The 24479-nt window shown below is 46.8% G+C and carries 25 protein-coding genes; 11 read left to right on the top strand and 14 right to left on the bottom strand.

Features of this window, described 5'->3' with window-relative positions; genetic code table 11:
- Positions 1-2 precede the first annotated feature (2 nt).
- Positions 3-1121: a PilT/PilU family type 4a pilus ATPase gene (locus ACPEPR_RS06630; RefSeq protein WP_005179770.1), complete on the top strand. Its 1119-nt coding sequence runs from the start codon at positions 3-5 to the stop codon at positions 1119-1121.
- Between the two features lie 72 nt (positions 1122-1193).
- Here ACPEPR_RS06630 and fur read toward each other — a convergent pair whose 3' ends face one another.
- Complete coding sequence (gene fur / locus ACPEPR_RS06625; protein WP_005179771.1) at positions 1194-1631, bottom strand: ferric iron uptake transcriptional regulator; 438 nt, start codon at positions 1629-1631, stop codon at positions 1194-1196.
- A gap of 112 nt (positions 1632-1743) precedes the next feature.
- On the opposite strand from fur, the gene ACPEPR_RS06620 reads away from it, so the two are divergent.
- Positions 1744-2142: an outer membrane protein assembly factor BamE gene (locus ACPEPR_RS06620; RefSeq protein WP_005179773.1), complete on the top strand. Its 399-nt coding sequence runs from the start codon at positions 1744-1746 to the stop codon at positions 2140-2142.
- A gap of 42 nt (positions 2143-2184) precedes the next feature.
- Here the strand turns inward: ACPEPR_RS06620 and ACPEPR_RS06615 are convergent, their stop codons facing one another.
- The 10 genes from ACPEPR_RS06615 to ACPEPR_RS06570 all read right to left on the bottom strand — a co-directional run bounded on the left by ACPEPR_RS06615 (position 2185) and on the right by ACPEPR_RS06570 (position 12152).
- A complete protein-coding gene (locus tag ACPEPR_RS06615) occupies positions 2185-2508 on the bottom strand; it encodes an RnfH family protein (protein ID WP_005179774.1) in 324 nt (107 codons plus the stop codon).
- The gene (locus tag ACPEPR_RS06610; RefSeq protein WP_423562179.1) at positions 2508-3590 is read right to left on the bottom strand and encodes a hypothetical protein; all 1083 of its coding nucleotides are present in this window, start codon (positions 3588-3590) and stop codon (positions 2508-2510) included. The genes ACPEPR_RS06615 and ACPEPR_RS06610 overlap by 1 nt, the downstream gene beginning before the upstream one ends.
- A 166-nt stretch (positions 3591-3756) precedes the next feature.
- Complete coding sequence (locus ACPEPR_RS06605) at positions 3757-4212, bottom strand: bacteriohemerythrin (protein WP_005179777.1); 456 nt, start codon at positions 4210-4212, stop codon at positions 3757-3759.
- Between the two features lie 256 nt (positions 4213-4468).
- Positions 4469-5317 carry a class II glutamine amidotransferase gene (locus ACPEPR_RS06600; RefSeq protein WP_075168090.1) on the bottom strand — a complete coding sequence of 283 codons (849 nt, stop codon included), beginning with the start codon at positions 5315-5317 and terminating at the stop codon, positions 4469-4471.
- 86 nt (positions 5318-5403) lie between these two features.
- Positions 5404-6216 (bottom strand): GNAT family N-acetyltransferase, encoded by an 813-nt coding sequence (locus tag ACPEPR_RS06595; protein ID WP_045796103.1) that lies wholly within the window; start codon positions 6214-6216, stop codon positions 5404-5406.
- 114 nt (positions 6217-6330) lie between these two features.
- Positions 6331-7233, bottom strand: coding sequence for an acetylglutamate kinase (argB, locus tag ACPEPR_RS06590; RefSeq protein ID WP_016659457.1), 903 nt, complete (start codon positions 7231-7233; stop codon positions 6331-6333).
- A gap of 10 nt (positions 7234-7243) precedes the next feature.
- Positions 7244-8668: a phosphomannomutase/phosphoglucomutase gene (locus ACPEPR_RS06585; RefSeq protein ID WP_423562176.1), complete on the bottom strand. Its 1425-nt coding sequence runs from the start codon at positions 8666-8668 to the stop codon at positions 7244-7246.
- 183 nt (positions 8669-8851) lie between these two features.
- Complete coding sequence (gene dut / locus ACPEPR_RS06580) at positions 8852-9304, bottom strand: dUTP diphosphatase (protein ID WP_045796105.1); 453 nt, start codon at positions 9302-9304, stop codon at positions 8852-8854.
- 30 nt (positions 9305-9334) lie between these two features.
- Positions 9335-11374, bottom strand: coding sequence for a UvrD-helicase domain-containing protein (locus ACPEPR_RS06575; protein WP_423562173.1), 2040 nt, complete (start codon positions 11372-11374; stop codon positions 9335-9337).
- A gap of 127 nt (positions 11375-11501) precedes the next feature.
- Positions 11502-12152, bottom strand: coding sequence for an OmpA family protein (locus tag ACPEPR_RS06570; RefSeq protein WP_423562171.1), 651 nt, complete (start codon positions 12150-12152; stop codon positions 11502-11504).
- A gap of 242 nt (positions 12153-12394) precedes the next feature.
- On the opposite strand from ACPEPR_RS06570, the gene ACPEPR_RS06565 reads away from it, so the two are divergent.
- The 6 genes from ACPEPR_RS06565 to ACPEPR_RS06540 all read left to right on the top strand — a co-directional run bounded on the left by ACPEPR_RS06565 (position 12395) and on the right by ACPEPR_RS06540 (position 16879).
- The gene (locus ACPEPR_RS06565) at positions 12395-13315 is read left to right on the top strand and encodes an acyltransferase (protein WP_005179793.1); all 921 of its coding nucleotides are present in this window, start codon (positions 12395-12397) and stop codon (positions 13313-13315) included.
- Between the two features lie 18 nt (positions 13316-13333).
- Positions 13334-14389 (top strand): preprotein translocase subunit SecA, encoded by a 1056-nt coding sequence (locus ACPEPR_RS06560; RefSeq protein WP_168381989.1) that lies wholly within the window; start codon positions 13334-13336, stop codon positions 14387-14389.
- Between the two features lie 121 nt (positions 14390-14510).
- Positions 14511-15233, top strand: coding sequence for a septum site-determining protein MinC (gene minC / locus ACPEPR_RS06555; protein ID WP_005179806.1), 723 nt, complete (start codon positions 14511-14513; stop codon positions 15231-15233).
- Between the two features lie 68 nt (positions 15234-15301).
- On the top strand, positions 15302-16114 hold the full coding sequence (gene minD / locus ACPEPR_RS06550; protein ID WP_005179808.1) for a septum site-determining protein MinD: 813 nt from the start codon (positions 15302-15304) through the stop codon (positions 16112-16114).
- Between the two features lie 2 nt (positions 16115-16116).
- Positions 16117-16389 carry a cell division topological specificity factor MinE gene (gene minE / locus ACPEPR_RS06545; protein WP_005179812.1) on the top strand — a complete coding sequence of 91 codons (273 nt, stop codon included), beginning with the start codon at positions 16117-16119 and terminating at the stop codon, positions 16387-16389.
- A gap of 202 nt (positions 16390-16591) precedes the next feature.
- Positions 16592-16879, top strand: coding sequence for a PA4642 family protein (locus tag ACPEPR_RS06540; RefSeq protein ID WP_016659463.1), 288 nt, complete (start codon positions 16592-16594; stop codon positions 16877-16879).
- 63 nt (positions 16880-16942) lie between these two features.
- Here ACPEPR_RS06540 and ACPEPR_RS06535 read toward each other — a convergent pair whose 3' ends face one another.
- A complete protein-coding gene (locus tag ACPEPR_RS06535) occupies positions 16943-20002 on the bottom strand; it encodes a DNA translocase FtsK (protein WP_423562167.1) in 3060 nt (1019 codons plus the stop codon).
- Positions 20003-20249: 247 nt separating this feature from the next.
- Between ACPEPR_RS06535 and trxB the strand changes: the two genes are divergently transcribed.
- The 3 genes from trxB to ACPEPR_RS06520 all read left to right on the top strand — a co-directional run bounded on the left by trxB (position 20250) and on the right by ACPEPR_RS06520 (position 22850).
- A complete protein-coding gene (trxB, locus tag ACPEPR_RS06530; RefSeq protein WP_016659465.1) occupies positions 20250-21206 on the top strand; it encodes a thioredoxin-disulfide reductase in 957 nt (318 codons plus the stop codon).
- An 80-nt stretch (positions 21207-21286) separates the two neighbouring features.
- Complete coding sequence (aat, locus tag ACPEPR_RS06525) at positions 21287-22018, top strand: leucyl/phenylalanyl-tRNA--protein transferase (protein WP_005179830.1); 732 nt, start codon at positions 21287-21289, stop codon at positions 22016-22018.
- A 16-nt stretch (positions 22019-22034) separates the two neighbouring features.
- Positions 22035-22850: an arginyltransferase gene (locus ACPEPR_RS06520; protein ID WP_075168082.1), complete on the top strand. Its 816-nt coding sequence runs from the start codon at positions 22035-22037 to the stop codon at positions 22848-22850.
- A 19-nt stretch (positions 22851-22869) separates the two neighbouring features.
- On the opposite strand, the gene rimI is transcribed toward ACPEPR_RS06520, so the two are convergent.
- Positions 22870-23334, bottom strand: coding sequence for a ribosomal protein S18-alanine N-acetyltransferase (gene rimI / locus ACPEPR_RS06515; protein ID WP_168397488.1), 465 nt, complete (start codon positions 23332-23334; stop codon positions 22870-22872).
- A gap of 103 nt (positions 23335-23437) precedes the next feature.
- Positions 23438-24319 carry a metal-dependent hydrolase gene (locus ACPEPR_RS06510; protein ID WP_045796116.1) on the bottom strand — a complete coding sequence of 294 codons (882 nt, stop codon included), beginning with the start codon at positions 24317-24319 and terminating at the stop codon, positions 23438-23440.
- Positions 24320-24479 lie beyond the last annotated feature (160 nt).

Genomic DNA, 24479 nt, shown 5'->3' with positions numbered 1-24479 from the left:
CTATGGACTTTAATGATTTATTGAATTTAATGATTCAGCAAAAAGCATCGGACCTGTTTATTACGGCCGATGTTGAGCCTTCCATGAAAATTAACGGCCAGATTGTGCCAGTGGCCAAATCCAAACTGACCGGGGAAATTGTCGGCCAGCTGCTCAACTCGATTATGACCGACAAGCAGCGCAAGGAATTTGCCGATACCCGTGAATGTAACTTTGCCATCACCAACCGTGATAAAAGCGCACGTTTCCGTGTCAGCGCTTTTCAGCAGCGTGATGAACCGGGCATGGTGCTGCGTCGGATTGAAACCAAAATTCCGACCATGGAAGAACTGAAACTGCCACCTATTTTAAAAGATCTGGCCATGACCAAACGTGGCATCATCATCTTTGTCGGGGCAACCGGTACCGGTAAATCGACCTCTTTGGCGTCAATTATTGGTTATCGTAACCAGAATTCCAAAGGTCATATCATCACCATTGAAGACCCGATTGAATTTGTGCACGAACACGCCGGCTGTATTATTACCCAGCGTGAAGTAGGCATTGATACCGATTCGTTTGAAGTGGCACTGAAAAACACCTTGCGTCAGGCCCCAGATGTGATCCTGATTGGTGAGATCCGTTCACGTGAAACCATGGATTATGCAATTGCCTTTGCCGAAACCGGTCACCTGGTATTTGCCACCCTGCACGCCAACAACGCCAACCAAGCCATTGACCGGATTATCCACTTCTTTGAGGCTGACCGTCATGGCCAGCTGTTTATGGATTTATCACTGAACCTGAAAGCCATTGTGGCACAGCAGCTGATTCCCACCATTGATGGCAACTCACGTCGTGCCGCGATTGAACTGCTGATTAACTCGCCACTGGTGTCCGATTTAATCCGTAAAGGCGATGTGCACGAAATTAAAGACCTGATGAAGCGTTCACGTGAGTTGGGTATGCAAACCTTTGACCAGGCCCTGTATGACCTGTATAAAGCCAAGCAGATCAGCTACAAAGATGCCCTGAAACATGCTGACTCACCAAACGATTTGCGTCTGCAAATCAAGCTGTCGGAAGAAGGCGGCGAGCGTTTAATGCATGCCACTTCGAATATTACCTTCGACGGGCAATAATTTTAGGCAAAAAAAACAGGCTGATCTTCAGCCTGTTTTTATGGGTTGATTTATTGATGGGCAGTTTTGCGCTTATTTTTTACGGAACGCTTCGCGGCATTCCGGCGCATCGCAGTAGCCATATAAATTCAGTGAGTGACCGGTCAGTTCAAAACCAAACTTTTTCGCCACTTCATGCTGTTCGTGTTCAATCACGTCGTTGGTAAATTCCACCACTTTATTACAGTTCTGGCATACCAGGTGGTCGTGGTGATCTTCCTGCATAATTTCAAAAACCGAATGATTATTTTCAAAATTATGACGCTCGATAATCCCCGCGGCTTCAAACTGTGTTAACACGCGATACACAGTTGCTAAACCCACATCTTCACCCTGTTCGAGTAAAGTCTTGTAAATATCTTCCGCGCTTAAGTGATGTTGTCTTGAATTTTCTAATAATTCCAATATTTTAATTCGTGGAAGTGTAACTTTAAGGCCAGCTTTGCGTAGATCTTGATTTGAAATAGGCATGAAAAAAGGTCTCTCAACAAAATTAAAGTTGGAATATGCAACAAAGTTAAGATGCAGTATGATCTATGCTTGGATCGAATGCATCAATAATTAATTGGGATAGTGTAGCAAAATGCAAAAAGTCATGTTGACGTTATTCGTCACTTCATTGCTCATGGGTTGTTCGACCTTGGGCGTTTATAAAGTAGATATTCCTCAAGGCACCCCCTTAACCCAAGCACAAGCTGCAAAAATTCAGGTCGGCATGAGCCACCAACAGGTCCGCTTTTTGCTGGGTAGCCCAACCATTTCAGATCCAATGAATCCTTTACGTTGGGACTATATTTACCATTATATCCCAGGAACCTATGCTAAAAAAGCCAAGATTCCCGCTGCACAAGGTCAACACTTAAAAATCTACTTCGATCAAACCGGTATTGTGCAGAAAATTGAAGGTTTAGAAACCATTCCTGAACAGCAACCAGGCTTACCGGGTTCAAAAGAAGCAATTTTAACCGCGCCCCCACTATAGCCCCTTTCAGATAAAAAGAAACCCCTCAGTGAGGGGTTTTTCTTATGAACTCAATTGCTTAAAGCGATTGCCTTTGGCATAGCGGCCCACCGGGTTTTTCGCTGCTCGTTTGCGGCGGATATCTTTCGGATTAATGGTCAGCGGCCGGTAAATCTCGACCCGGTCACCCGGTTGCAGTGGCTGCTGCGCATCGGTTAAACGGCTACCAAAAATTCCCAGTTGCAGCGGTTCAGGCAAACTGACCTGTTCGCTAATCCCGCTCTGCTGAATCGCATCCAGCGCAGTCATGCCATTTTGATACGGCACTGCCAGATGAAACTGCTGTTCGGCTGAGGCAAAAGCCACCCAGACATACTGCGCAGTCATCAGAACATTTGTCCAATCACGGCCAGCAGCGCAGCAATAATTGCCAGTGGCAAGACAATACGGATGGCAATACGCCACAGGTTATAAAAGGCTTCACTGCTGAAGTTCATGGATTTACGCAAATGACTGATTTTCATGATCCAACCGGCGAAAATCGCATAAATCAGACAAATCACCAGGCCCCAGATCATCAGCAGCGGATTTAACACACTGGCCAGACCTGGAATGGCCCAGATCAACGTGACTGCCAGCAGAATGATCCATTGAATTGCCACTGCAATCTGACGCTGTGCCAACTGTTCACGTGCCAGTTGCAGGATGAGCGCAGCAGCCATCACCACAGCAAAAGCCAGCGCAAAAGCGGGTAGCTGAGCAGTCGCGGCAAAGAAAGCAAAGGCAATCACGGCCAGTAATTGCGCCAGCCAGATCGGGAACACGGTTTTGGTCGCCACCTGTTGCTGTTGTACCGCCGGCAAACTGGTTTGCCAGTACAGACCCAGACCTAGGCCACTGGCCACCAACGCCAGTACTGTGGCATTGCCCCACTCGCCAAACTCAAGCGCGGTCATTTGCCATTCAGCAACCGGAGCACCCATCACTTGCGCCAGAATAAAGGCAGCAATCACACCGACCGCAGTCAGGCCAAGCAGCAGCAGACGCGAAATAAAAGACAATGCCAGGGCAACCAGTGCCAAGCCAATAAAAATCCACAACGGTAGAATCGTTGGCAGTGCTAGCTGGGTCAGCATTTGGCTGACATTAAACAGCATCGCGCCTGCTAAAAATGGAATAAACACCGCGGCCAGCCAGCCCACCAGACGCCACTGTGCAGAGGCATCGGCATCACGGGTCAAACTGGATAGAGCCTGCAAGGCTGTAGTTTTTGAGCGCTTGGCCAGCGCAATTTCCATATAGGTCAATGGCAAGGCCAGCACCAGCATGGTACCCAACCACAGCAGCCAGAAGTCCAGTTGACGTTCCAGCTGAATGCCAGTGACCGGTGCCAGTGTGGCAATCAGAATAAATGATAAACAAAATGCCATCAGCGGCGATAACCATCGTGACATAGCATTGTCCTGCATGATGCTTTCCTAATAAAAATCTATCGCTATTTTGCCCTTGTCACCCGGGAAAATCAAAAACTAAAAAAGAAAAAGCAAACCATTGCCATCAATGGTTTGCTGCGCTAGTTTTTAGTCCAATATTGTTGTTCTCTGGTTTTATTAATTGTGCAGTAATTTATTCTGTTTATGAGAAGAAACGGGCAAACCAGTTTTTACCTTTTTTCTTTTCTTTTTCCTGAATAATACCCATCATATTTTCTTTTACAGCGCCAACATAATCTGCATCATCATGCTGAATATGGTTAATTAACCATTTTGACAACACTTCGTGCAGTTCTCCTTCAATGGAATGCCCCATTTCAAAGCGTTCACGATACGACTCGATTTTTTTAATAAATAAGTCATGTACGCGTTTATGTGGTACGCGGTATTTATAACCGGCTTCTTCTTGTAAAGATTCTTCAAAGGTAAAATGAGACTGGGTATAGTCAATAATATTATCGAGAATCTGTTTAATACGGGCACGATCGGTATTTTCACCAATCTCGACAATTTCGTTAATATAATCAAGAATACGTTTATGTTGGTCATCAATCACATCGATGCCAGTATTATATTCTGGAATCCACTTCATTTTCATACGACCACCCCTGAATCAAATGATTTATAAGCTTTGAGCATAGTAGCCATATTTAATTTAAAATAAAAATGAAGTGATTTACTTGGGATTCCTGTTTCTGCCAACAAATTCACACAAACCCTTGTTTTATAATGTTTATATTATTTTAACCTGAGCAAAAGAGTCAGTTATTATTTAACCGTTTTATTATTTTCTGCCGTATTTTTAGACTTAAATAAAATACGGCACTATTTAAAATAAAATATACAACAGTAGATTAATATTGATCGGCGCGGGTAATCCGTTTTAATTCCGGATTCAGACGTTCTTTTTCCAAACGTTCAATATAAGTCAGCTGTTTTCTGATCGGCTGTCCCTGCTGGAATAAAATCATTTCGCCGGGGCTAAAAGCCTGCCAGGTTTCATTTTGAGTCAACGGTTCAGTGGTAATCACCGCCACCCGATCTTCCGGTGTGGTAACCTGGCTAAAATCGACCTCGACATCAATATCAATTAATTGTGCCGGTTTAAACGGGTATTCACGCACCAGCCAGTGCAGTTTGGTGGTGGCATAGCTAAACAGCGCCTGACCATTAGACAGACAGAAGTTAAAGGTGCCATGCTCGGCAATTTTCGGGGAAATTTCGGTCAGCAGTTCAAAGAGCTGCTCTAAAGACGGTTCCACAAAACCGAATTTCAGTACCATCTGATCGAGCAAATAACAGAATGCCCGCTCGCTATCGGTATTGCCCACCGGGGTAAAATGACCGCTTAAGGCTGGATCAAAATGGTGTAAATCGCCATTATGGGCAAAAATCCAGTGGCGTCCCCACAGCTCCCGAATAAAGGGATGGGAATTTTCCAGGGTAATTTTGCCTTGCGTGGCTTTGCGAATATGCGCAATCACATTGCGTGATTTAATTGGATAGTTGCGTACCAGCTCGGCAATCGGTGATTCCACTGCCGACTGGTTATCGACAAATAAGCGGCAGGCCTTGTCTTCAAAAAAGGCGATGCCAAAGCCATCACTATGGTCGGAAGTTATGCCAGCACGTTGTGAAAAACCACGAAATGAAAAGGTAATATCAGTAGGTGTTGCACAATTCATTCCGAGTAACTGGCACATACAAGACTTCAACATCTGATTAAAACTGCATTTATTGTGCATGACTCTGTCAGGCCATGCAAATCACAATCGCTGCAAAGTTTTATTTATTCCACAATGTGGCGGGTATTTTTCTTGAGTACCATCTTTTTTAGCACCTGGTTCATTTCGACAAAGACAAAATAATCCAGACAGTTAAACTCCTGATCATAATAGGCTTCGGTGGACAGCTTGCCCTGCATTTTCAGGTAAATATCAAACAGCTTGGGAATCCGGCCCTGTTTCAGCGAAGTCATTTCAGAGGCCTGCGGAATATACGCCTGTTTCGAGGCAATGCTACAGCGCTGCTGTTCGCTTAACTGCTGGATATACTGATGGGTATGATAGGCACGCGCTTCATTGCCTTCTAAACGCACACTAACACAGCCAATCAAATAGCGGGCTTTCATGCTCCACAGTACTTTGGGCACCAGATTCAGCCATAAAATGGATAAGGCTTTACCGGCCCGATGCCGTGGATGCACGCAGGTACGGCCAATTTCCACAATATTGTTGAGATGCTTTAATTGCTCTTCAATGGCAAATTCGCTGGCACTATAACTTTGCGCCAGCTCATGCCCTTGAAACAGTTTTAATCGGGTATAGGCCACAATTTCCCCACTGGCCTTATCCCTTAATACGGCATGTTCGCAGCCAAAATCGTAAACATCCTGATCCAGTCCATGCTCAAACTGCAAACCGAACTGGTTGGCAAACTGCTCGGCACGAAATTGCTGTACTTCTTTTAACTGTTTTAAATTTTCAACCCATTCAAAGCTGTATTCTGTTTTTGTTGTGGTTTTAAAATCATATTTGGCATGATTTTTTTTGCTTAAAGGAAAACTCAAATTTTGTCGATATTGATTGAGTTTGGCTAACATCGATCAGCACTCCTAATGTTCTGCCTATACACTAGGCGATGCAGATGACAATTCAATGACCAAAAATCAGCCATAAAAAAAGGCCTCCTTAGAGACCTTGAGTTGTTTTAACTCTTAGTGTTTGGCGGCACGGTTGGTAATTAAAGTGCCCACTCCATGGTCAGTAAAGACTTCCAGCAAAGAGGCATGTGGCACACGGCCATCGACAATATGCGCACTGACCACGCCATTTTTGACGGCATCCAGCGCACAGCCTACTTTCGGAATCATACCGCCATAAATTACGCCGGTTTCAATTAACTGATCGACTTCCTGAGTGGTTAAACCGGTCAGCAGATTCTTGTTGGCATCCAGTACACCCGTAATGTTGGTCAACAGAATCAGTTTTTCTGCGCCCAAAGCTTCAGCCACCTTACCAGCGACCAGATCGGCATTAATATTATAGGTATTACCGTCTTCGTCGACGCCTAACGGCGCAATCACCGGAATAAAATCGCTTTGGGTAAACATTTCCAGTACGTCGGTTTTCACGCCGACCACTTCGCCGACCAAGCCTAAGTCAATTTTCTGTACTGAACCATCTTCTGCGGTTTTTTCCATCAGCAGTTTTTTGGCCCGAATCAGGTTGCCATCTTTACCGGTCAAACCAATGGCACGGCCGCCATGCTGGTTAATTAAATTGACGATAGATTTATTCACGCTACCGCCAAGCACCATTTCTACCACTTCCATGGTCGCCGGATCAGTCACGCGCATGCCATCAATACGGTCAGATTCGCGGCCCAGCTGTTTCAGGAAGGAATCGACCTGTGGACCACCGCCATGCACCACAATCGGGTTTAAACCGACCGTTTTAAGCAGCACAATGTCACGTGCAAATGAACTTTCCAGCTCAGGATCGGTCATGGCATTGCCACCATATTTCACGACCAGCGTTTTACCCATAAAACGTTGAATATACGGCAAAGCTTCTGTCAGAATCTGTGCTTTGTCGATGCCAGTCTGTTGCTGTGGCATGCGCCTCTCCTTATTGAGCATCTAAAATGTCTTGAGCAATCTGCGGATAACGGTTGCTCAGCATGGAAACAAAGGTATGACGAATATCCGCTAATCGTGCCGGATTATCGGCATCAAAACGTACTGTAAAATATTCGCCCGTATTCGATGCTCGAATAATGCCAAAACCATCTTCAAAATCAAGTCGAATGCCATCAATTTTACTTAATTGTGCGGCCAATGGCTGACTTAAGGTTTCAAGCTCATGTAAAACATGCGCTGAAGCAATGTTGTGAGTGCTGATATAAGTATCTTCAGTACAACAGCGTTCAGGATATTTGGCCAGCAGTTCAGACAGGCTTCGCTCCGGGCTCTGGCTTAAATATTCCATCACCCGCAGCGCGGCATACAGGCCATCATCATAGCCAAAGCCGCGCCCGTCATTAAAGACATAATGCCCTGCATATTCACCACCAAACACTGCGTGTCCCTTTGATTGCGCCAGATACTGACGCAGGAAGGTGCTGCCGGTACGAATCATTACCGGATGGCCACCCAGCGCGCGTACCGTGTTACGCACCATGGTCGAACACTTCACATCAAACACCACTTCATGCTGTGGATGCTGCTGTAAACACATTTCGGCAAACAGCGCCAGCAAACGGTCTGCACCAATCACCTTGGCCTGTTCATCGACCAGAACCAGACGGTCGCCATCGCCATCCAGTGCAATGCCTAAATCTGCCTGATGCTGCTGTACCGCCTGTTTCAGCTTGCTTAAATGCTTTTCCTGAGATGGGTCTGGGGCATGATCGGGGAAATGACCATTGGCTTCACAACGAATCGTGATCAGCTCACAGCCCAGTTTTTGCAAGACCAGCGCGGCACAGCGGCCGGCTGAACCATGCAGACCATCAAGTACCACCTTAAAACGGCGCTGTAATTGAATATCATCGAGTAGCGCCTGCTGATACTGCAGGCAAAATTCCGGATAAATCTGATGCAGCTGTTCAGCCACAGGCTGCTGCCGATGCGCCAGAAAATAGTTGCTGGCATGGGCCGCCACCTGCTGGATCTTGTCTGGCGTCGGGGGTTCACCGCCCAGAATCCATTTAATGCCATTGTCAGATTTGGCATTGTGACTGGCCGTGACCATAATACCATTGCCATCAAACTGGCGGGCAATGTAATACAGCATCGGACTGGAACAACAGCCCATTAAGGTCGGGCTTAAACCCTGCTGCTGGAGCACCTGCATGATCAGATCGGCATAGGCCGGACTGCTGAGTCGGGCATCATAACCAATCACCACACGTGTGCTGCCCGTGTTTTTAATTTGTACGGCCAAACCCAACGCCACCGCTTGCACCAGTTCAGGCGTCAGCAAAGTCACCTTGCCACGAATGTCGTAAGCACGGAAAACCTGAAAAGGGAAACTGGACTGTTGAATATCCATGGCAGAACTACTTTATATATGAATAGGGAGAATGATTGTTTTAGGCTTTTTAATATAAGAACTGATTCTATGCGGCCGAAAACAGAATTCACGCTACAAAATGTAATTTTAAGTGTTTGTTGCGTTACTTTCTAGCGTGTTGTGATAAAGCCTAATGTTTAGGCTTTATCATTCAAGCAGATTTTAAGCTTTACCGGTATGGCCAAAACCGCCAGCACCACGTTCGGTGGCTTCAAATTCATCGACCAGATCAAACTGGGCTTGTACCACCGGCACCAGCACATATTGCGCCAGACGCTCACCTGGTTCCAGGCTAAATGCAGTTTGACCACGGTTCCAGACCGACACCATCAGTTCGCCCTGATAGTCAGAATCAATCAGGCCAACCAGGTTGCCGAGCACAATACCATGTTTATGGCCCAGACCCGAACGTGGCAGGATTAAACCGGCAAAATGCGGATCTTCAATATAAATCGCCAGACCAGTTTTGACCAATACGGTTTGACCCGGCTCAATGACGGTGGTCTCATTTACGCAGGCACGTAAATCCAGACCGGCCGAACCAGAGGTAGCATAGGTTGGCATTGGCCATTCTTGGCCCAAACGTGCATCAAGCACTTTTACCTGAACTTTCATCAGTAATTCCTGTTTATATCAATGAATGGTTTAACGTTTAATTAACGCACGTAAATTTTCCAGATAATGCTGGGCCTGCAGTTTCGGATCGATATCGCCAGCCAGCTTTTTCTTGCGACCCAGCCATTCCAGCTCATCTTGTGGCATTTCATCTAGGAAGCGGCTTGGGGTCATCTGTTTCATCTGCCCGCCAGCCTTACGCTGCTCGGCCAGGGTAATGGTGAGGCCTTGACGCGCACGGGTAATGCCCACGTACATCAAACGGCGTTCTTCTTCGACCGTCTCAGCCACAATCGAGTTTTTATGCGGCAGAATTTCCTCTTCCAGTCCAATTAAATAGACATACGGAAATTCCAGACCTTTGGAGGCATGCAAGGTTAATAAGTTGACCTTGTCAGTGTCTTCTTCCTCCTGTTGCTGCTCCAGCATATCCAGCAGCACCATTTTACGGATCACGCTTTCAATATTTTTTTCGTCCACATTTTCAGCGCGGTTAATCAGGCTTTGAATACTGCTGTACAGCACTTCAATATTGTCCAGCTTGGTTTTTTCCTGCGCAGGCGTGGCGGCGCTTTCTTTGACGTAGTCGATATAACCAGCTTCGTTCATCATCTGGCGGATGATTGGCACCGGTTCATCATCTTCCAGCAATTCACGGGTAAAGTTCTGGATAAAGTCGGCAAACTCGGCCAGCTGAGTCGTGGCTTTTTTCGGAATGGCCATGGTCAAACGCTGATCACCTGCTGCCGCCAGCAAGGACAGATGGTTTTCCTGTGCAAATAAGCCCAGTTTTTCCAAGGTCACCGGGCCGATGGCACGTTTTGGCGTGTTGATAATGCGCAGGAAAGCACTGTCATCTTCCGGGTTAATAATCAGCCGTAAATAGCTCATCACATCTTTAATTTCTGCCCGGGCGAAGAAAGACTGACCTCCTGACAGCTTGTACGGAATCTGCATCTGGCGCAGCTGGGTTTCCAGAATACGCGCCTGGAAGTTACCGCGATACAAAATCGCATAATCTTTCCAGTTTTTACCGTTCATCAGTTTATGCGTGATCAGGTCTTTGACCACGCGCTCTGCTTCATCATCATCATTGCGGCAGGTAATCACCCGGATGACTTCACCATGGCCTTTGTCCGACCAGAGTTTTTTGTCAAAAATATGCGGGTTATTGCCAATTACAGTATTGGCCGCTTTTAGAATCCGGCTGGTGGAGCGGTAGTTCTGCTCCAGCTTGATCACTTTTAAATTTGGGAAATCTTCTTTTAAGAGCGCCATATTTTCCGGTTTGGCGCCGCGCCAGGCGTAAATGGACTGGTCATCATCCCCTACGGCGGTGAACTGTCCCATTACCCCGACCAGAAGTTTGACCAGAATATACTGCGCGGTGTTGGTGTCCTGATACTCATCGACGAGCAAATAACGCACCCGGTTTTGCCATTTATCGCGGACTTCAGCATTTTCCTGCAATAACCGGGTTGGCATCACAATCAGGTCATCAAAATCGACTGCGTTATAGGCACGTAAATTACGCTCATACAGCTGATATAAATGCGCCATCTGAATATCTTCTGGCGTTTCACAGGTGGTATGTGCCTGCTCCGGTGGAATCAGGTCATTTTTCCAGTCCGAAATCATTTTCATGGCCCGCGCAATCAGCTCTTTGCTTTCTGCACCCGATAAATTGTCGCGATGCATCAGATCCATCAGAATGCGTTTGCAGTCGTCGGCATCCAGAATCGAAAAGTTGGCTTTAAGCGGGGTATGTTTCAGCTCTAAACGCAGTAAATTTAAACCGAACGTATGGAAGGTCGAGACCGAAAGACCTTTGGCTTCTTCACGCGACAGCAACTTACCAACCCGCTCTTTCATTTCACGCGCAGCCTTGTTGGTAAAGGTCATGGCGGTAATCCGGTGCGCCGGAATACGGCATTGCTGCACCAGATAGGCAATTTTCCGGGTAATCACCGAGGTTTTACCTGAACCTGCACCTGCAAGCACTAACAAGGGTCCTTGAGTATATTTCATGGCTTCAAGTTGCTTGTCATTGAGTTGACTTGCCAGTGACATAGTGTTTCCTCTATTTCGGTTCGAGCTCGATTATAGTCATCTCCACCACAGTTGCCTAATCTAAAATGCTGCTTTTCTGGTCATAAAAAAAACCACCCGAAGGTGGTTTTTTGAATTCTGGACCGAATTACTGGATCGCGTAAATGCTGATCTCAACACGACGGTTTTGTTCACGGCCTTCTGCAGTTGCGTTAGACGCGATCGGGTTCGATGAACCGTGACCTTGGTCATTAATACGTGCAGTTGATACACCACGAGATGCCAGGTAGCTCGCTACAGATTTCGCACGCTCCTCAGATAACGGGATGTTGATAGAGTCATTACCGGTGCTGTCAGTATAACCTGTCACCAAGATACCGCTCTTGTTATCTTCTGTCAGGACTTGCGCCACTTTATCTAGAGTTGCATAGAAGTTTGGCTTGATGTTTGACTTGTTGGTATCAAAAGTAATGTTACCTGGCATGATCAGGCCAACAGAACCATCTGGGTTACGGTTAACATCTACACCGGTACCAGCCATTTGTTGACGTAATTTTTTCTCTTTATTGTCCAAGTAGATACCTGCAGCCCCACCGAGTACCGCACCAATTGCTGCTGCACGGTTGTTTTGTGCGCTGGTATTGGCATTCCCTTTAGAAACACCATAACCTGCTGCCGCACCAATAATGGTTCCTAATGCGGTTTTGTCATATTCTACGCCGCCCAGGTTATTACCAGTGGTTTGACAACCTGTTAATACCATTGCCCCGACTACTGCTGAAATTGCTAGTGCACGCATCGCATGCCTCCTTACTTGTGTTTTTCGTATATGGGAAAGTTTGGATGAAATAAAGTGCTTAGACCATTGATTTTTTGTTAATAAATAAACTTTTATTTACAATTTGCAATAATCTCATGTTGTTCTACGCATAAGTTCACCATAATTCCTACACAGTTTCACTTCAACACTTTTTTATTTTAAAAACAACAATTATATTGGGCAGAACTTCGTATAAGTTGTTTTTATATTCAGGACTGTTTATGTCATCTAAAACCAATAAGCAACCGCTCTTAAAAAAAATCACAAAAGGGCTTACGGTCAGCTCAGTGATCACCGGCAGCACTTTTTTACATGGACCGCCGGTACTGGCTTTGGGCCTGACCAAATTGTTCAAGAAATCGGCCAAGGTCGACCAGACCAATATCCAGATTACCAACAGCTGGCTGAGTGTCAACAACTGGCTGATTGACCATGTATTACCCAATACCCACTGGGACATCAGTATTGAAGATGGTCTGGAACTGAGCATGCAGGGCCGTTATTTAATGACCTGTAACCACCAGAGCTGGGTCGATACCACCGTCAACCAGTATTTCGGTTTAACCCGCATGCCGCTGACCCGTTTCTTTACCAAATGGGAACTGATCTTCATTCCTTTTGTCGGACAGGCCTTTAAAATTCTGGGTTTTCCAATGATGAAACGGCACACCAAAGAACAGATTGCCAAAAATCCGGCGCTAAAAGACCGCGATATGCTGGAAGCGCGTAAATCTTGCGAGCAACTGCTCAGCCAGCCATTTACCCTGCTCAACTATCTGGAAGGCACGCGCTTTACCCAGGAAAAGCATGATCAGCAACAATCACCGTATCAGCATCTGCTGAAACCCAAAGCTGGCGGTCTGGCGCTGGCGCTGAATATTCTCGGCAATGAAATTGATGCGCTGGTAGATATGACCATTGTGTATCCGGACGGCGCACCGGGTTATGGTGAATTCTGGCTGGGTGAAGTGCCGCGTATTGCGGTCAATCTGCGGAAAATTGACATTCCAGACTGGGTCTTGGGTGGTGACTATGAAGAAGATGCCGCATATCGGGAACGTTTTCAGGACTGGGTGCATCAACTCTGGACAGAGAAAGATCAGCTCATTCATGAAATGAAACAGAAATTTGCTGAGCAGTAAGCGAGTACCAAAAGCATTATGAAGAAACGCGAAGAGCCGGTGATCAAATCTTCCTTTCACTTTGTCAGAAAGGACTCATGGAGCTGGAAAGTAGTGCTGGTATACGACATCTTTATGATGGCGTTAATTCTCATCAACCTGTTCTGCCTGAGTGCCAATGCCATTTTGATGAGTGATTTTGGTGACTGGCTTTTCAACTTTATTCAGTTGCCGGAGGTACTGCAATTTTATCGCACAGAACTGCGTCCCTGGGTCATTATTACCGAAGGCTGGTTTACCACCTTCCTGATTATCGAATTGCTGGTACGTTGGGGCCTGGCGATTATTTTCCGGCATCATGCCCGCTGGTGGTTCTTCCCCTTCGTACACTGGTATGAAGTGCTGTCGATTCTGCCACAGCTGCGTTTTCTGCGTTTATTACGTGCCGTGGCAATTGGCTACAACCTATATAGTCATGGCTACAAGGTCATCCCGGACAGCATCTTCCGACGTGCCAACTTTTATTACAACCTGGTGATGGAAGAACTGTCGAGCCGGATTGTGCTGACCATTGTCAATAACCTGCAACGTGAACTGAGCAGCAGCACTGGTCATCGCCAGTTTATTGATGATCTGGTCGAGCAGCACCGCAAACTGCTGGCCGCAGCACTGGCCGACATCTTGCAGCAATCTTTGGGTAAAGAATTGCAGAGCCAGCGTCAGAGCATTGCCGAAAATGTCGGTCAGGTGGTGAGTCAGGCCATTGAAGATACCCCGGAGCTGACCCAGTTACTGCGCCTGCTGCCAATTGTCGGCGGACGTATGGAACGGCAGATTCAAAGCATTGGCCAACGTTTGGGCGAAAATATTACCCAAGGGCTGATTCAGCCTTTTGCCCATCATGACAGCTTGCCAGATAATGTGGCCTATGCGCATATTGCGGATAAAGTCAGCCAGATCGAGATTGAACATAATCCGCATATTGATGCGTTGGTAGAATCTGCAGTGTTTGAAACCCTGGAAGCCATTCGCAAACAGGTGAAAGTGAAAAAGTGGCAACAGATCCTGAATGAGCAGGAAACTGACAAAGAATAGCCAGCAATAAAAATATTTAAACCTTCGGCTAGAGTATTCGGCCGAATTGTTCTAGGATTTGCTCTATTTACAACATTTACTTCGACAACAATGAACAGGTCAGAAGTCTTAAGGAATCATTATGGCTGACATACGGATAAAAGGCAGAATGGTCAATGCGATTCGCATTAGCTTAGATACAGATGATCATGATGCGATCCGCCAGCAATTGAGCCCAATGTTACAAAAAGGGTTTCCACCCCAAATTCCGGCGGTGATTGAAAGTTCGGTAGATCAGGAATTAATTGCCCTGATTCAACTGCTGATTGATCTGAATGTACAGCCACTGGCCGTGGTAGAAGGCATTCTGTCGGAACAGGCGCGTGCCATCCAGTTCCCGGTAATTCCGCAAGATCGTCAGTTACAACAGATCAAAGCCACCCAGGAACAGGTCATTGAAACTCCGGCAGAACCTGAAGCGCCTGCCGCAGAAGCCGCGGTGGTAGAAGCTGCAGCGGCACGAATTTCGCATGTGACCTCTTATCACGATGAAATTCTGCGTACCGGTCAATGTCTGGTCCAGAACCAGGGCGATATTATCTTGAAAGCTGGTATTAACAGCGGTTCGGAAGTGATTGCTTCAGGAAATATACATATTTATGGTAGCGTTCGTGGTAGAGTCATTGCCGGCGCAGGTGGGAACAGTTCAGCACGAATTTTCTGTCATTCCCTAGAAGCAGAATTGGTATCTATTGCAGGCACTTACTGTGTGGCGGACGATATTCCCCCGCACGTAACGAAAAAACCGGTACATATTTACCTAAATGACAACCAAGAGCTTGTATTTGAAGCTCTAGAATTTTAATGTATAAATAAACACCAAAAAACCCCATACACAAAAAGGGGATTTAAACCATAACAGGAGTGGATTCGGTGGCGAAAATTGTTGTCGTAACATCAGGCAAAGGTGGCGTAGGTAAAACTACAACGAGTGCATCTTTTGCAACAGGTTTAGCCCTACGTGGCCACAAAACTGTTGTTATCGATTTTGACGTGGGTTTGCGTAACCTGGACTTGATCATGGGTTGTGAACGTCGCGTTGTTTATGATTTTGTGAATGTTTTAAATAATGAAGCGCGTTTACAACAAGCATTAATTCGCGATAAAGATATTGAAAACCTTTATATTTTACCTGCTTCTCAAACTCGTGATAAAGATGCCCTGACCGATGAAGGTGTGGCACGTGTCATGGATGAGCTTGCTCAAGAGTTTGATTACATTATCTGTGACTCACCAGCAGGGATTGAGCGTGGCGCCATTTTAGCCATGTACCATGCCGATGAAGCGATTATTGTGACCAACCCTGAAATTTCTTCAGTACGTGACTCGGATCGTATTATTGGCATGCTCGACAGCAAAACCAAAAAAGTAGAACAAAACGAAGGACGTATCCGTAAGCATTTATGTATCACACGTTTCAATCCGGAACGTGCCGATAAACAGGAAATGCTCACCATTGACGATATTTCAAAAGATATTTTACGTGTACCAACTTTAGGTGTAATTCCAGAATGTAAAAGCGTTCTGCAAGCATCTAACGAAGGTAAGCCAGTCATTCTGTATAGCGAAACTGAAGCGGGTCAGGCGTATGATGACCTGGTGGCACGTTTCTTGGGTGAAGAGCGTCCATACCGTCACATTACTGCTAAACCTAAAGGCTGGTTAGCACGATTATTTGGAGCGTAATTATGGCAGGATTCTGGAGTAAATTATTTAGCAGCGAAGAAAAAGCATCAAGTGCTCAAACCGCCAAGGATCGTTTAAAAGTCATTGTTGCTTCTGAAAATGGTTTAGGCCGCCGCCTGAGCCAGGACAAAATTGACCAGATGAAAAAAGAAATCATGCAGGTCGTGAACCGCTATGTCCGCGGTGTCGATGAACAGCACATTCAAATGTCGGTACGTTCTGAAGCCAACATTGAAATGCTTGAAATGAATATCAATTTGCCTGAAGAGCGATAATCTGATTTTTGATTAGTCAAGCAAATTGAATCAAGGCAGAATATGAGGCTGGAGTAGCAAACTTAAAGCATTGCTTTAAGGATTTGCCCAGCCGCAAGACGAGAAGCTGTGCTTCAAGATAAAGTGCACAAAGACACTTTGCCTCTTGCGAACTCATATTTTGCCTTTTTTTCATTTCGAAAAACTATTCCAGGAGATTGCGATGGCATTGTCTCAACCAGCAACATTCAATGAAGAATGGTCAGATGAGCGTGTATTTGCCTACCTGAATCAGCTTCCTCCGAATGGCGTGAATGCTGATTTCCATGTGCTTTACCATGCATTTAAACATATGCGCCCAGCAGACTATGAGCGCTTACTGACCCAGTTTGTTGCCGATGGCCGTGATGTAAATGCCACCAATCCGGAAGGGCAGCGCATTCATGACGTGATTGCTGAATTCCCGCGTCAAAGTGCAGAATTCCTGGCAGTACTGGCAAAATTTGCTTAAGCCGCACTGTCCATAAAAGAGCCCACCTATTGGTGGGCTTTGTTTATAAAGATCGAGAACAGCTTAAACCAGAATTTCACGCTTGCCGTTCGGACCCTGTTCACTAACAATGCCCTGCTCCTGCATCTGATCGACAATACGCGCCGCTCGGTTATAACCGAGGCTAAACTTACGCTGTAAAGACGATACCGACACTTTACGGGTTTCCAGCACAAAGGCCACACACTGGTCATACAGCGCATCACGGTCGGAGCCGCCATCACCACCATCTTCAAAACCACGTGACGCTGGTTCTTCATCAAATGGAGTCAGAATTTCATCGACATAATCCGGTGAACCCCGTTCACGCCAGGCATCACAAATCCGGTTGACTTCATCATCGGAAATAAAGGCACCATGCACACGTTCCGGTTCAATTTTACCTGGTCCAAGGAACAGCATGTCACCATGACCGAGCAGGTCTTCTGCCCCGCCAGCATCCAGAATAGTCCGTGAGTCAATTTTTGAGTTCACGCGCAAGGCCACGCGAGTCGGGATGTTGGCCTTGATCAGACCGGTAATGACATCCACCGATGGACGCTGGGTAGCCAGCAATAAGTGAATCCCAGCTGCACGTGATTTCTGCGCCAGACGGGTAATCATTTCTTCGGCTTTTTTACCGACCTGCATAATCATGTCGGCAAACTCATCCGCCACAATCACAATTGATGGTAACGGCGTCAAGCGCGGTGCACGTTCCTGGGTTGCTGAATCGCCCGGTTTCCAGGTCGGATCAATCAGGTCCTCGCCATTAGCCAGTGCTTCTTCAACCTTGCGATTATAGTCGCTGAGTTTACGGATTTTCAGGAATGACATCAGCTTATAACGGCGTTCCATTTCATTGACACACCAGTTCAGGGCGCTGACCGCATCTTTCATGTCAGTTACCACCGGCGTTAACAAATGTGGAATATCGTTATAGTTGGCCAGTTCCAGCTGTTTCGGGTCAATCAGAATTAAACGCAGTTGATCCGGCTTGTATTTAAGCAACATCGACAGAATCATCGAGTTCACCGCCACCGATTTACCCGAACCGGTGGTCCCCGCAACCAGCATATGCGGCGCTTTGCCCAGTTCGGTAATCACCGGATTACCAGAAATATCTTTACCCATCGCCATCGACAGGATGCCATCCTGATCTTCAAATTTCGGGGTTTGCACCAGCTCAATCAGACGCACCATTTCGCGGGTACTGTTTGGCACCTCAATACCGATATACGGTTTGCCCGGAATCACCTCGACCACACGCACCGAAGCCATCGACATGGAACGGGCCAGGTCACGGGAAATATTGGTGACTTTCGAGGCTTTTACCCCCGGCGCCAGATCCAGCTCAAAACGTGTAACTACCGGTCCCGGCTGCGCTTCCACCACTTTGGCTTTGACATTAAATTCCTGCAGCTTGATTTCCAGCAGTTCAGATAAACGCTCCAGCTGCTCTGCGGTGAAGTTGACCTTTTTATTTGGATCGACCTTATCCAGTAGCTCCAGACCCGGCAATGGTGATAAATCACGACGTTTCTCTGCGACCTGCATGGCACGCGACATTGGACGGCCCATGGCATCGGTTAATGGCGCATCAAAGTCAAATTCATCTTCTTCTTGCGGTTTGCCGGCAGTTTCATGCCACGCCTCAATGAATTCTTCTTTCGATAGGGCTTCTTTCACCGCGTCATTGACCACTGGTGCAGCCGCTGTGGCACTTACCGCAGCCTGATGCTGAATAGGCGCCTGTACAAAAGCCGAAGACTGCGCATAACTGCTGGTAGTTCTTGGGGCAGGTGCTTCTGGCTTCAGATCATCAACCAGCAGATCATCCAGCCCTTCAAATTCTTCATCACTCAGACGGTTTTTCGGGCTTGCATACTGCGCTGTGGCAGCCGATGGCATTTCAACCGCTTGTACGTCTGGCACCGGCTGGATGTGCGGTGCAGGTTCAGGCTGCGACTGACTATTAAATGGACTGTGCAGATCCTGAGCAGCTTTCCCATTCGGTACAGCAGCCAGCAATTCATCAAAGATTTCATCATCATCCCAGTCAATATTAGACTGCGGCGTATTCGATGCAGGCGGTGCATCATGCACGGGTTGGACCACTGCATTAAAATGATCTTTCGGTGCGTGCGGAATCTGGTCCTGAGAAGCACGTAACAGCTCATGAATATCCTGACTGTGCTTCTGGTCAGCATCATCATTCAGCGCACGCCAGACTTCACCGGTTGCCACCACACGCTGACTGTCCTGGGTCAGGCGATGGGCTTTTTCGACCGTCTGCTCAAAGACCTGCTCTTCTTCATCTAGCAGATCCTGCTCTGCAGAACGCTGCTGTTCACGCTCGACCATATCATCAAACAGACGCTCGGCCACTTGTTCATGACGGGACACCGCTGGTACCACCGGAGCTTCTTCGACTTCACGATGTTCTGGTGCCGGCGTAACCACTTCGGCTGCAGCCGGTGCAGCGGCCACCACTGTTTTTTTAACGACCGGTGCCGGTTGATCAGCTTTAGGCACATCACGGTAAAACAGGTCTTGTAAATAAGCTGGCGTGGCTTTTAAAGTCACCCAGGTCCGGTTCCATTTAATCCCAAAGGCCAGTGTAAACAGGACACCCCAGAACACCAGCAGGAAAAAAGCTGCACCATAAATAGTGAGCAGCTGCGACAGGCTCTGCCCCAGTTCATACCCAATAATCCCGCCAGAAGCATTTTCCAGTGTATCGGCCGGCACTTGCCAGAACAAATACAATAGACTGGCAGTGGCCAGCAAAATAAAGAACTGCGCCGCATAACGGAAAGGACGGTTCAGGAAACTACGCGGCCACCACACCTGAATGGCTTCAATAAACAGGTACAGCGGAATCAGCAGACAGGCCCAGCCCAAAAAGCCGAACAACAGGTCGGCAATCCATGCGCCGGCGACCCCGCTGGCATTGGACACCTGCTGGGTATCACTAGACAAATGCATCCAGCCCGGATCAAAAGGGGTATAGGTGACTGTCGCAAGGAACAGATAAATCCCGAATGAAACCAAAAATAATGTCATTATTAAGCGCTGTGCATAAGCACCCGACACCGCAGTCATATACTGTCCTGTAACCAATTTTTCATAAATGTTCTTGTGCAACCCGCCAGTTTGGCATGGCCATAAAATAGATATTATGCACCTGTTGCAGCAAAAAAGATGCAAGATTATTGAAGTCAGTTGTTAACTTTTTCTATATAGCTTAAATCGATTTCTATGATCAATAATATCCACTGAATCTCACACAACTGTTATACAGTTTCACGTATAATTCCATAAATTGCTCAATAATAAAAGGATGCTACAGATGGGTGCTCGTCATTCACGTTTGATTATTTTAGGTTCAGGACCTGCAGGTTATAGTGCTGCCGTTTATGCTGCACGTGCCAATTTAAAACCAACCTTAATTGCAGGTTTACAACTCGGTGGTCAACTTACGACGACAACAGAAGTAGATAACTGGCCGGGCGATCCGGAAGGTCTGACAGGACCAGCGCTCATGGAACGTATGCAGGCCCATGCAGAACGTTTCGGGACCGAAATTGTCTATGATCATATCAATGAAGTCGATTTAAGTGTGCGTCCATTCGTGCTCAAAGGCGATATGGAAGAGTTCACCTGTGATGCCTTAATTATTGCCACCGGTGCTACGGCTCAATACCTCGGTCTGGAGTCTGAAGCCAAATTCATGGGCCAAGGTGTTAGTGCCTGTGCCACCTGTGATGGTTTCTTCTACAAAAACCAGAACGTGATGGTAGTCGGTGGTGGTAATACCGCAGTTGAAGAAGCGCTGTATCTTTCCAATATCGCCTCTCACGTGACCCTGGTACACCGCCGTGACAGCCTGCGTTCAGAGAAAATTCTGCAAGATCATATTTTTGCCAAAGAAAAAGAAGGCAAAATCAGCATTCTCTGGAACAACCAGGTCGATGAAGTCCTGGGTGATGCACAATCTGGTGTGACTGCCGTACGTTTGAAATCTACTGTCGATGGTTCAACCCAGAATGTAGATGTATCTGGTATGTTCGTGGCGATTGGTCACAAGCCAAATACGGGCATGTTCGAAGGCCAGTTAAACCTGCGTGATGGTTATATTCAGGTTCAAAGTGGTACTGCCGGTAACGCAACCCAAACCTCTGTACCGGGCGTATTCGCAGCCGGTGACGTGGCAGACAGCGTCTATCGTCAAGCGATTACATCAGCTGGTTCAGGCTGTATGGCAGCCCTAGATGCTGAAAAATATCTGGATGCCCTAGGTGAATAATTTTGCCTAAAGCACGAGCCGCCCAATCCGGGCGGCTTTTTTATGTATGATAGAGATCTGTTTCGATTCAGAGTAGCTGTATGACCGCACTTGCACCCTCACAATTTATTTTCCCCCATCCTGATGAAGCTGATCCACAGGGTGAAGGACTGATTTGTATTGGTGCAGACCTGTCCCCCTCGACCCTGTTTGAAGCTTATACCCACGGCCTGTTTCCGTGGTTTTCCGACGGTGATCCGATTTGCTGGTGGAGTCCCGAGCCGCGCTGCATTATCCGCCCTCAGGATTACCATCCAAGCAAGTCACTGCTGCGTAACATGAAAAAAGGTGATTACCGGATTAGCATCAATCAGGCCTTTGAACGGGTGATTCGCTGTTGTTCGCTGCCACGGGCCTATGCCAATGACACCTGGATTTCCGAAGACATCATTCAGGGCTATATTGACCTGTTTGAGGCCGGTTATGGCTATAGTGTCGAAGTCTGGGAGCAGGATGCGCTGGTCGGTGGTTTGTATGGCGTCACCATTGGCCGCGGCTGCTTTGGCGAGTCAATGTTTAGCCAGCGCACAGATGTCTCTAAAATGGCGTTTTATACCTTAATGCTGATTGGCCGCGACAACGCCCTGCCCTGGATTGACTGCCAGCTGGTCAATGACCATCTATTAAGTCTGGGCGCCTGTACAATAACTCGCCAAGCATACTTAAAATCGTTACAAGATGTTGTAAAACAGCCGGCGATAGATTGGAAAAAATACCAGGAGGGTGTATTTTCAAGTAAAACAATAGCGCAAAACGACTCACTGGATGAATAAATAAAGAGGGATTGCCATGAATTCATATCAACCGAAATCCCTGCTCAACGAATTACAATATTATATTACGCCGCCGCATAACTGCAGTTATCTGGATGATAAATCTGCTCGCATGGTATTTTTAGATCCGGCGCACCGGATTGATGTGGTGACCCTGTCTGAACTGTCACGCATGGGCTTTCGTCGTAGCGGTGACTTTGTCTATCGACCGGAATGCCATTTATGCCGTCAATGTCTGTCTTCGCGCGTGCCGGTACACGAATTTCAAATGAACAGCACCCAGAAAAAAGCCTGGAAACGCAATCAGGACCTGCACGTCACCATCCGCTCTACCCAAGAAGCCAATGAACAACATTATGCGCTGTATGAGCGTTATATTAATGAACGCCATGCCGATGGCGATATGTATCCGCCAAGTCAGGATCAGTTTGAAAAATTTCTGGTACACAGCTGCACCGACAGTTTCTTTTTAGAGCTCTGGCACGAAGACCGGCTAATTGCGGTCTCGACCTGCGACCTGCTCGATGATGGCCTGTCTGCGGTGTATACCTTCTTTGATCCAGATGAAAACCGCCGCTCCTTGGGCGTATTTGCAATCTTAAAGCAGATTGAACACACCCAGAAACTCGGACTGCCTTATGTTTACTTAGGCTATTGGGTGCCGCATTCCAATAAAATGAATTATAAATCGCAGTATGTACCGCTGGAATTGCTGATTGATGGCCAATGGCGCCGGCTTAACCGCAGCTTAAGCAGCGAAGAAATCCGGCAATTGGGAAACTCTCTCATGACCACCCTGCCCAGTGGTTGGAATAATTCGATTATCAAATAAAACCCAATAATTTTAAAAATTAAGGTGATGAAAAGAGCGCGGCAAAATCATCACTACAGGCTTTAACCATAATAATGGCATGTTCACGTGTGCCATCCGGATTTGGATAATAATTTTTGCGTACATCAATCTGATGAAAGCCAGCTTTTTCATATAGACGGATGGCCGCGGTATTGCTTTCACGCACTTCCAGAAAAATCTGTACCGGCTGATTCGGCAACTGCTCAATCGAATGCTCCAGCAGCTGATAACCCAACCCCTTCCCTTGCTGGTCAGGCGCAACCGCCATCAGCAACAGGTTAGCTTCATCCAGCACCGGTTGCAAAATACAGAACCCGACCAGCTGTCCTTGCTGCTCGATTACGGTACATTGATAGCTGTCTACCGCTTCAGCAAACTGTTTCAAACTCCAGGGATGGCTTTGTACCTGTTGCTCAATGTTAAATACACTATGGATATCAGCGTGTTGCATTAAACGAATCATCTTCGTTCATCATCGGTCAAAACAAAGTTCGCATTATAAGAGCTCTGGATAAAAAATCGAGCAAAAAAAAGGGCAATTTTCATTGCCCCAAGAGTCAACACCGTTAGAAGCCCAATTTGGCTTTCCATGTGTCCAGCAGACTGACGGTATCTAAATCGTTCGGATGAAAGCCCGGGCGGAAATATGCCAGCATCTCACGGCCCATACCGGTAATAATGCCCTTAGAGGGACTATAAGCATAGGTATAAATGGCCTTGAACGCCTCCAGATTTAGCTGTTTGTCTTCTTTTAACAGACGGAACAGGAAATAGTTTTGCACCACAAATAAGGTCAGCATGGCGGCAACCAGTGAGCTGGTGCGCAGTAAATAGGCTTTGGTGCCTTGGCCGAATACACCCTCAAACACATCATAAGCTACCGCTTTATGCTCGTTTTCTTCAATCGCATGCCACAGCCACATGGTTTTCATGGTGTCATCGCTCATCAGTTCCTGAATATGCGAATTACGCAGCAACTGGGTGGCAATGGTCGCGGTAAAATGTTCCAGTGCGGTGGTTGCAGTCAAATCAACCATTTCTTGGGTAATGCCAAAGGGTTTACCGACACCGGCAAATACCTTACGCGCACCTTGAATCACTTTATCGGTATAACGATCTAAACGCTCTACATCATGGCCATATTTTTGTGCCGAGGCATTAAAGCCAACATGCTCCTGGGTATGCATGGCTTCCTGGCCAATAAAGGCTGAAATTTCTTTTTGCAGCTCCTGATTATCTTTAATTGCCGGGTGGTAACGCACTGCACGTACACTATCAATAAAGAATTTTTCACCGGCTGGAAACAAGGCAGATAAAGCGGTCATAAAATGCGTCAGGCCAGCCGAACCTTGCATCCAGTATTCTGGAACCTGATCAAACTCAAACGCCATACGACGCACAGGGAAACTGGCACCTGCGCGGTTGGTAATATTTACTTTAGCATTCATGACCTCAACTCCTTTCAAGTGAAGCGTCTCACCTGAAACTTTTATTTATTTTCTTCAGCCTTATCTTACGTGGTTCTGATATTGGGATAAGTGCAGTTAAGGTCAGGCGAATATCAGTTTAGGACAGCTTGCAGTTAAATTGTCTGACAATTTAATCTGC

The organism is Acinetobacter sp. AND/436 (assembly GCF_049546925.1).
Taxonomy (GTDB): Bacteria; Pseudomonadota; Gammaproteobacteria; order Pseudomonadales; family Moraxellaceae; genus Acinetobacter; species Acinetobacter indicus.
The sequence above is the reverse complement of the archived record's forward strand: the minus strand, read 5'-3'. Positions and strand labels throughout refer to the sequence as shown.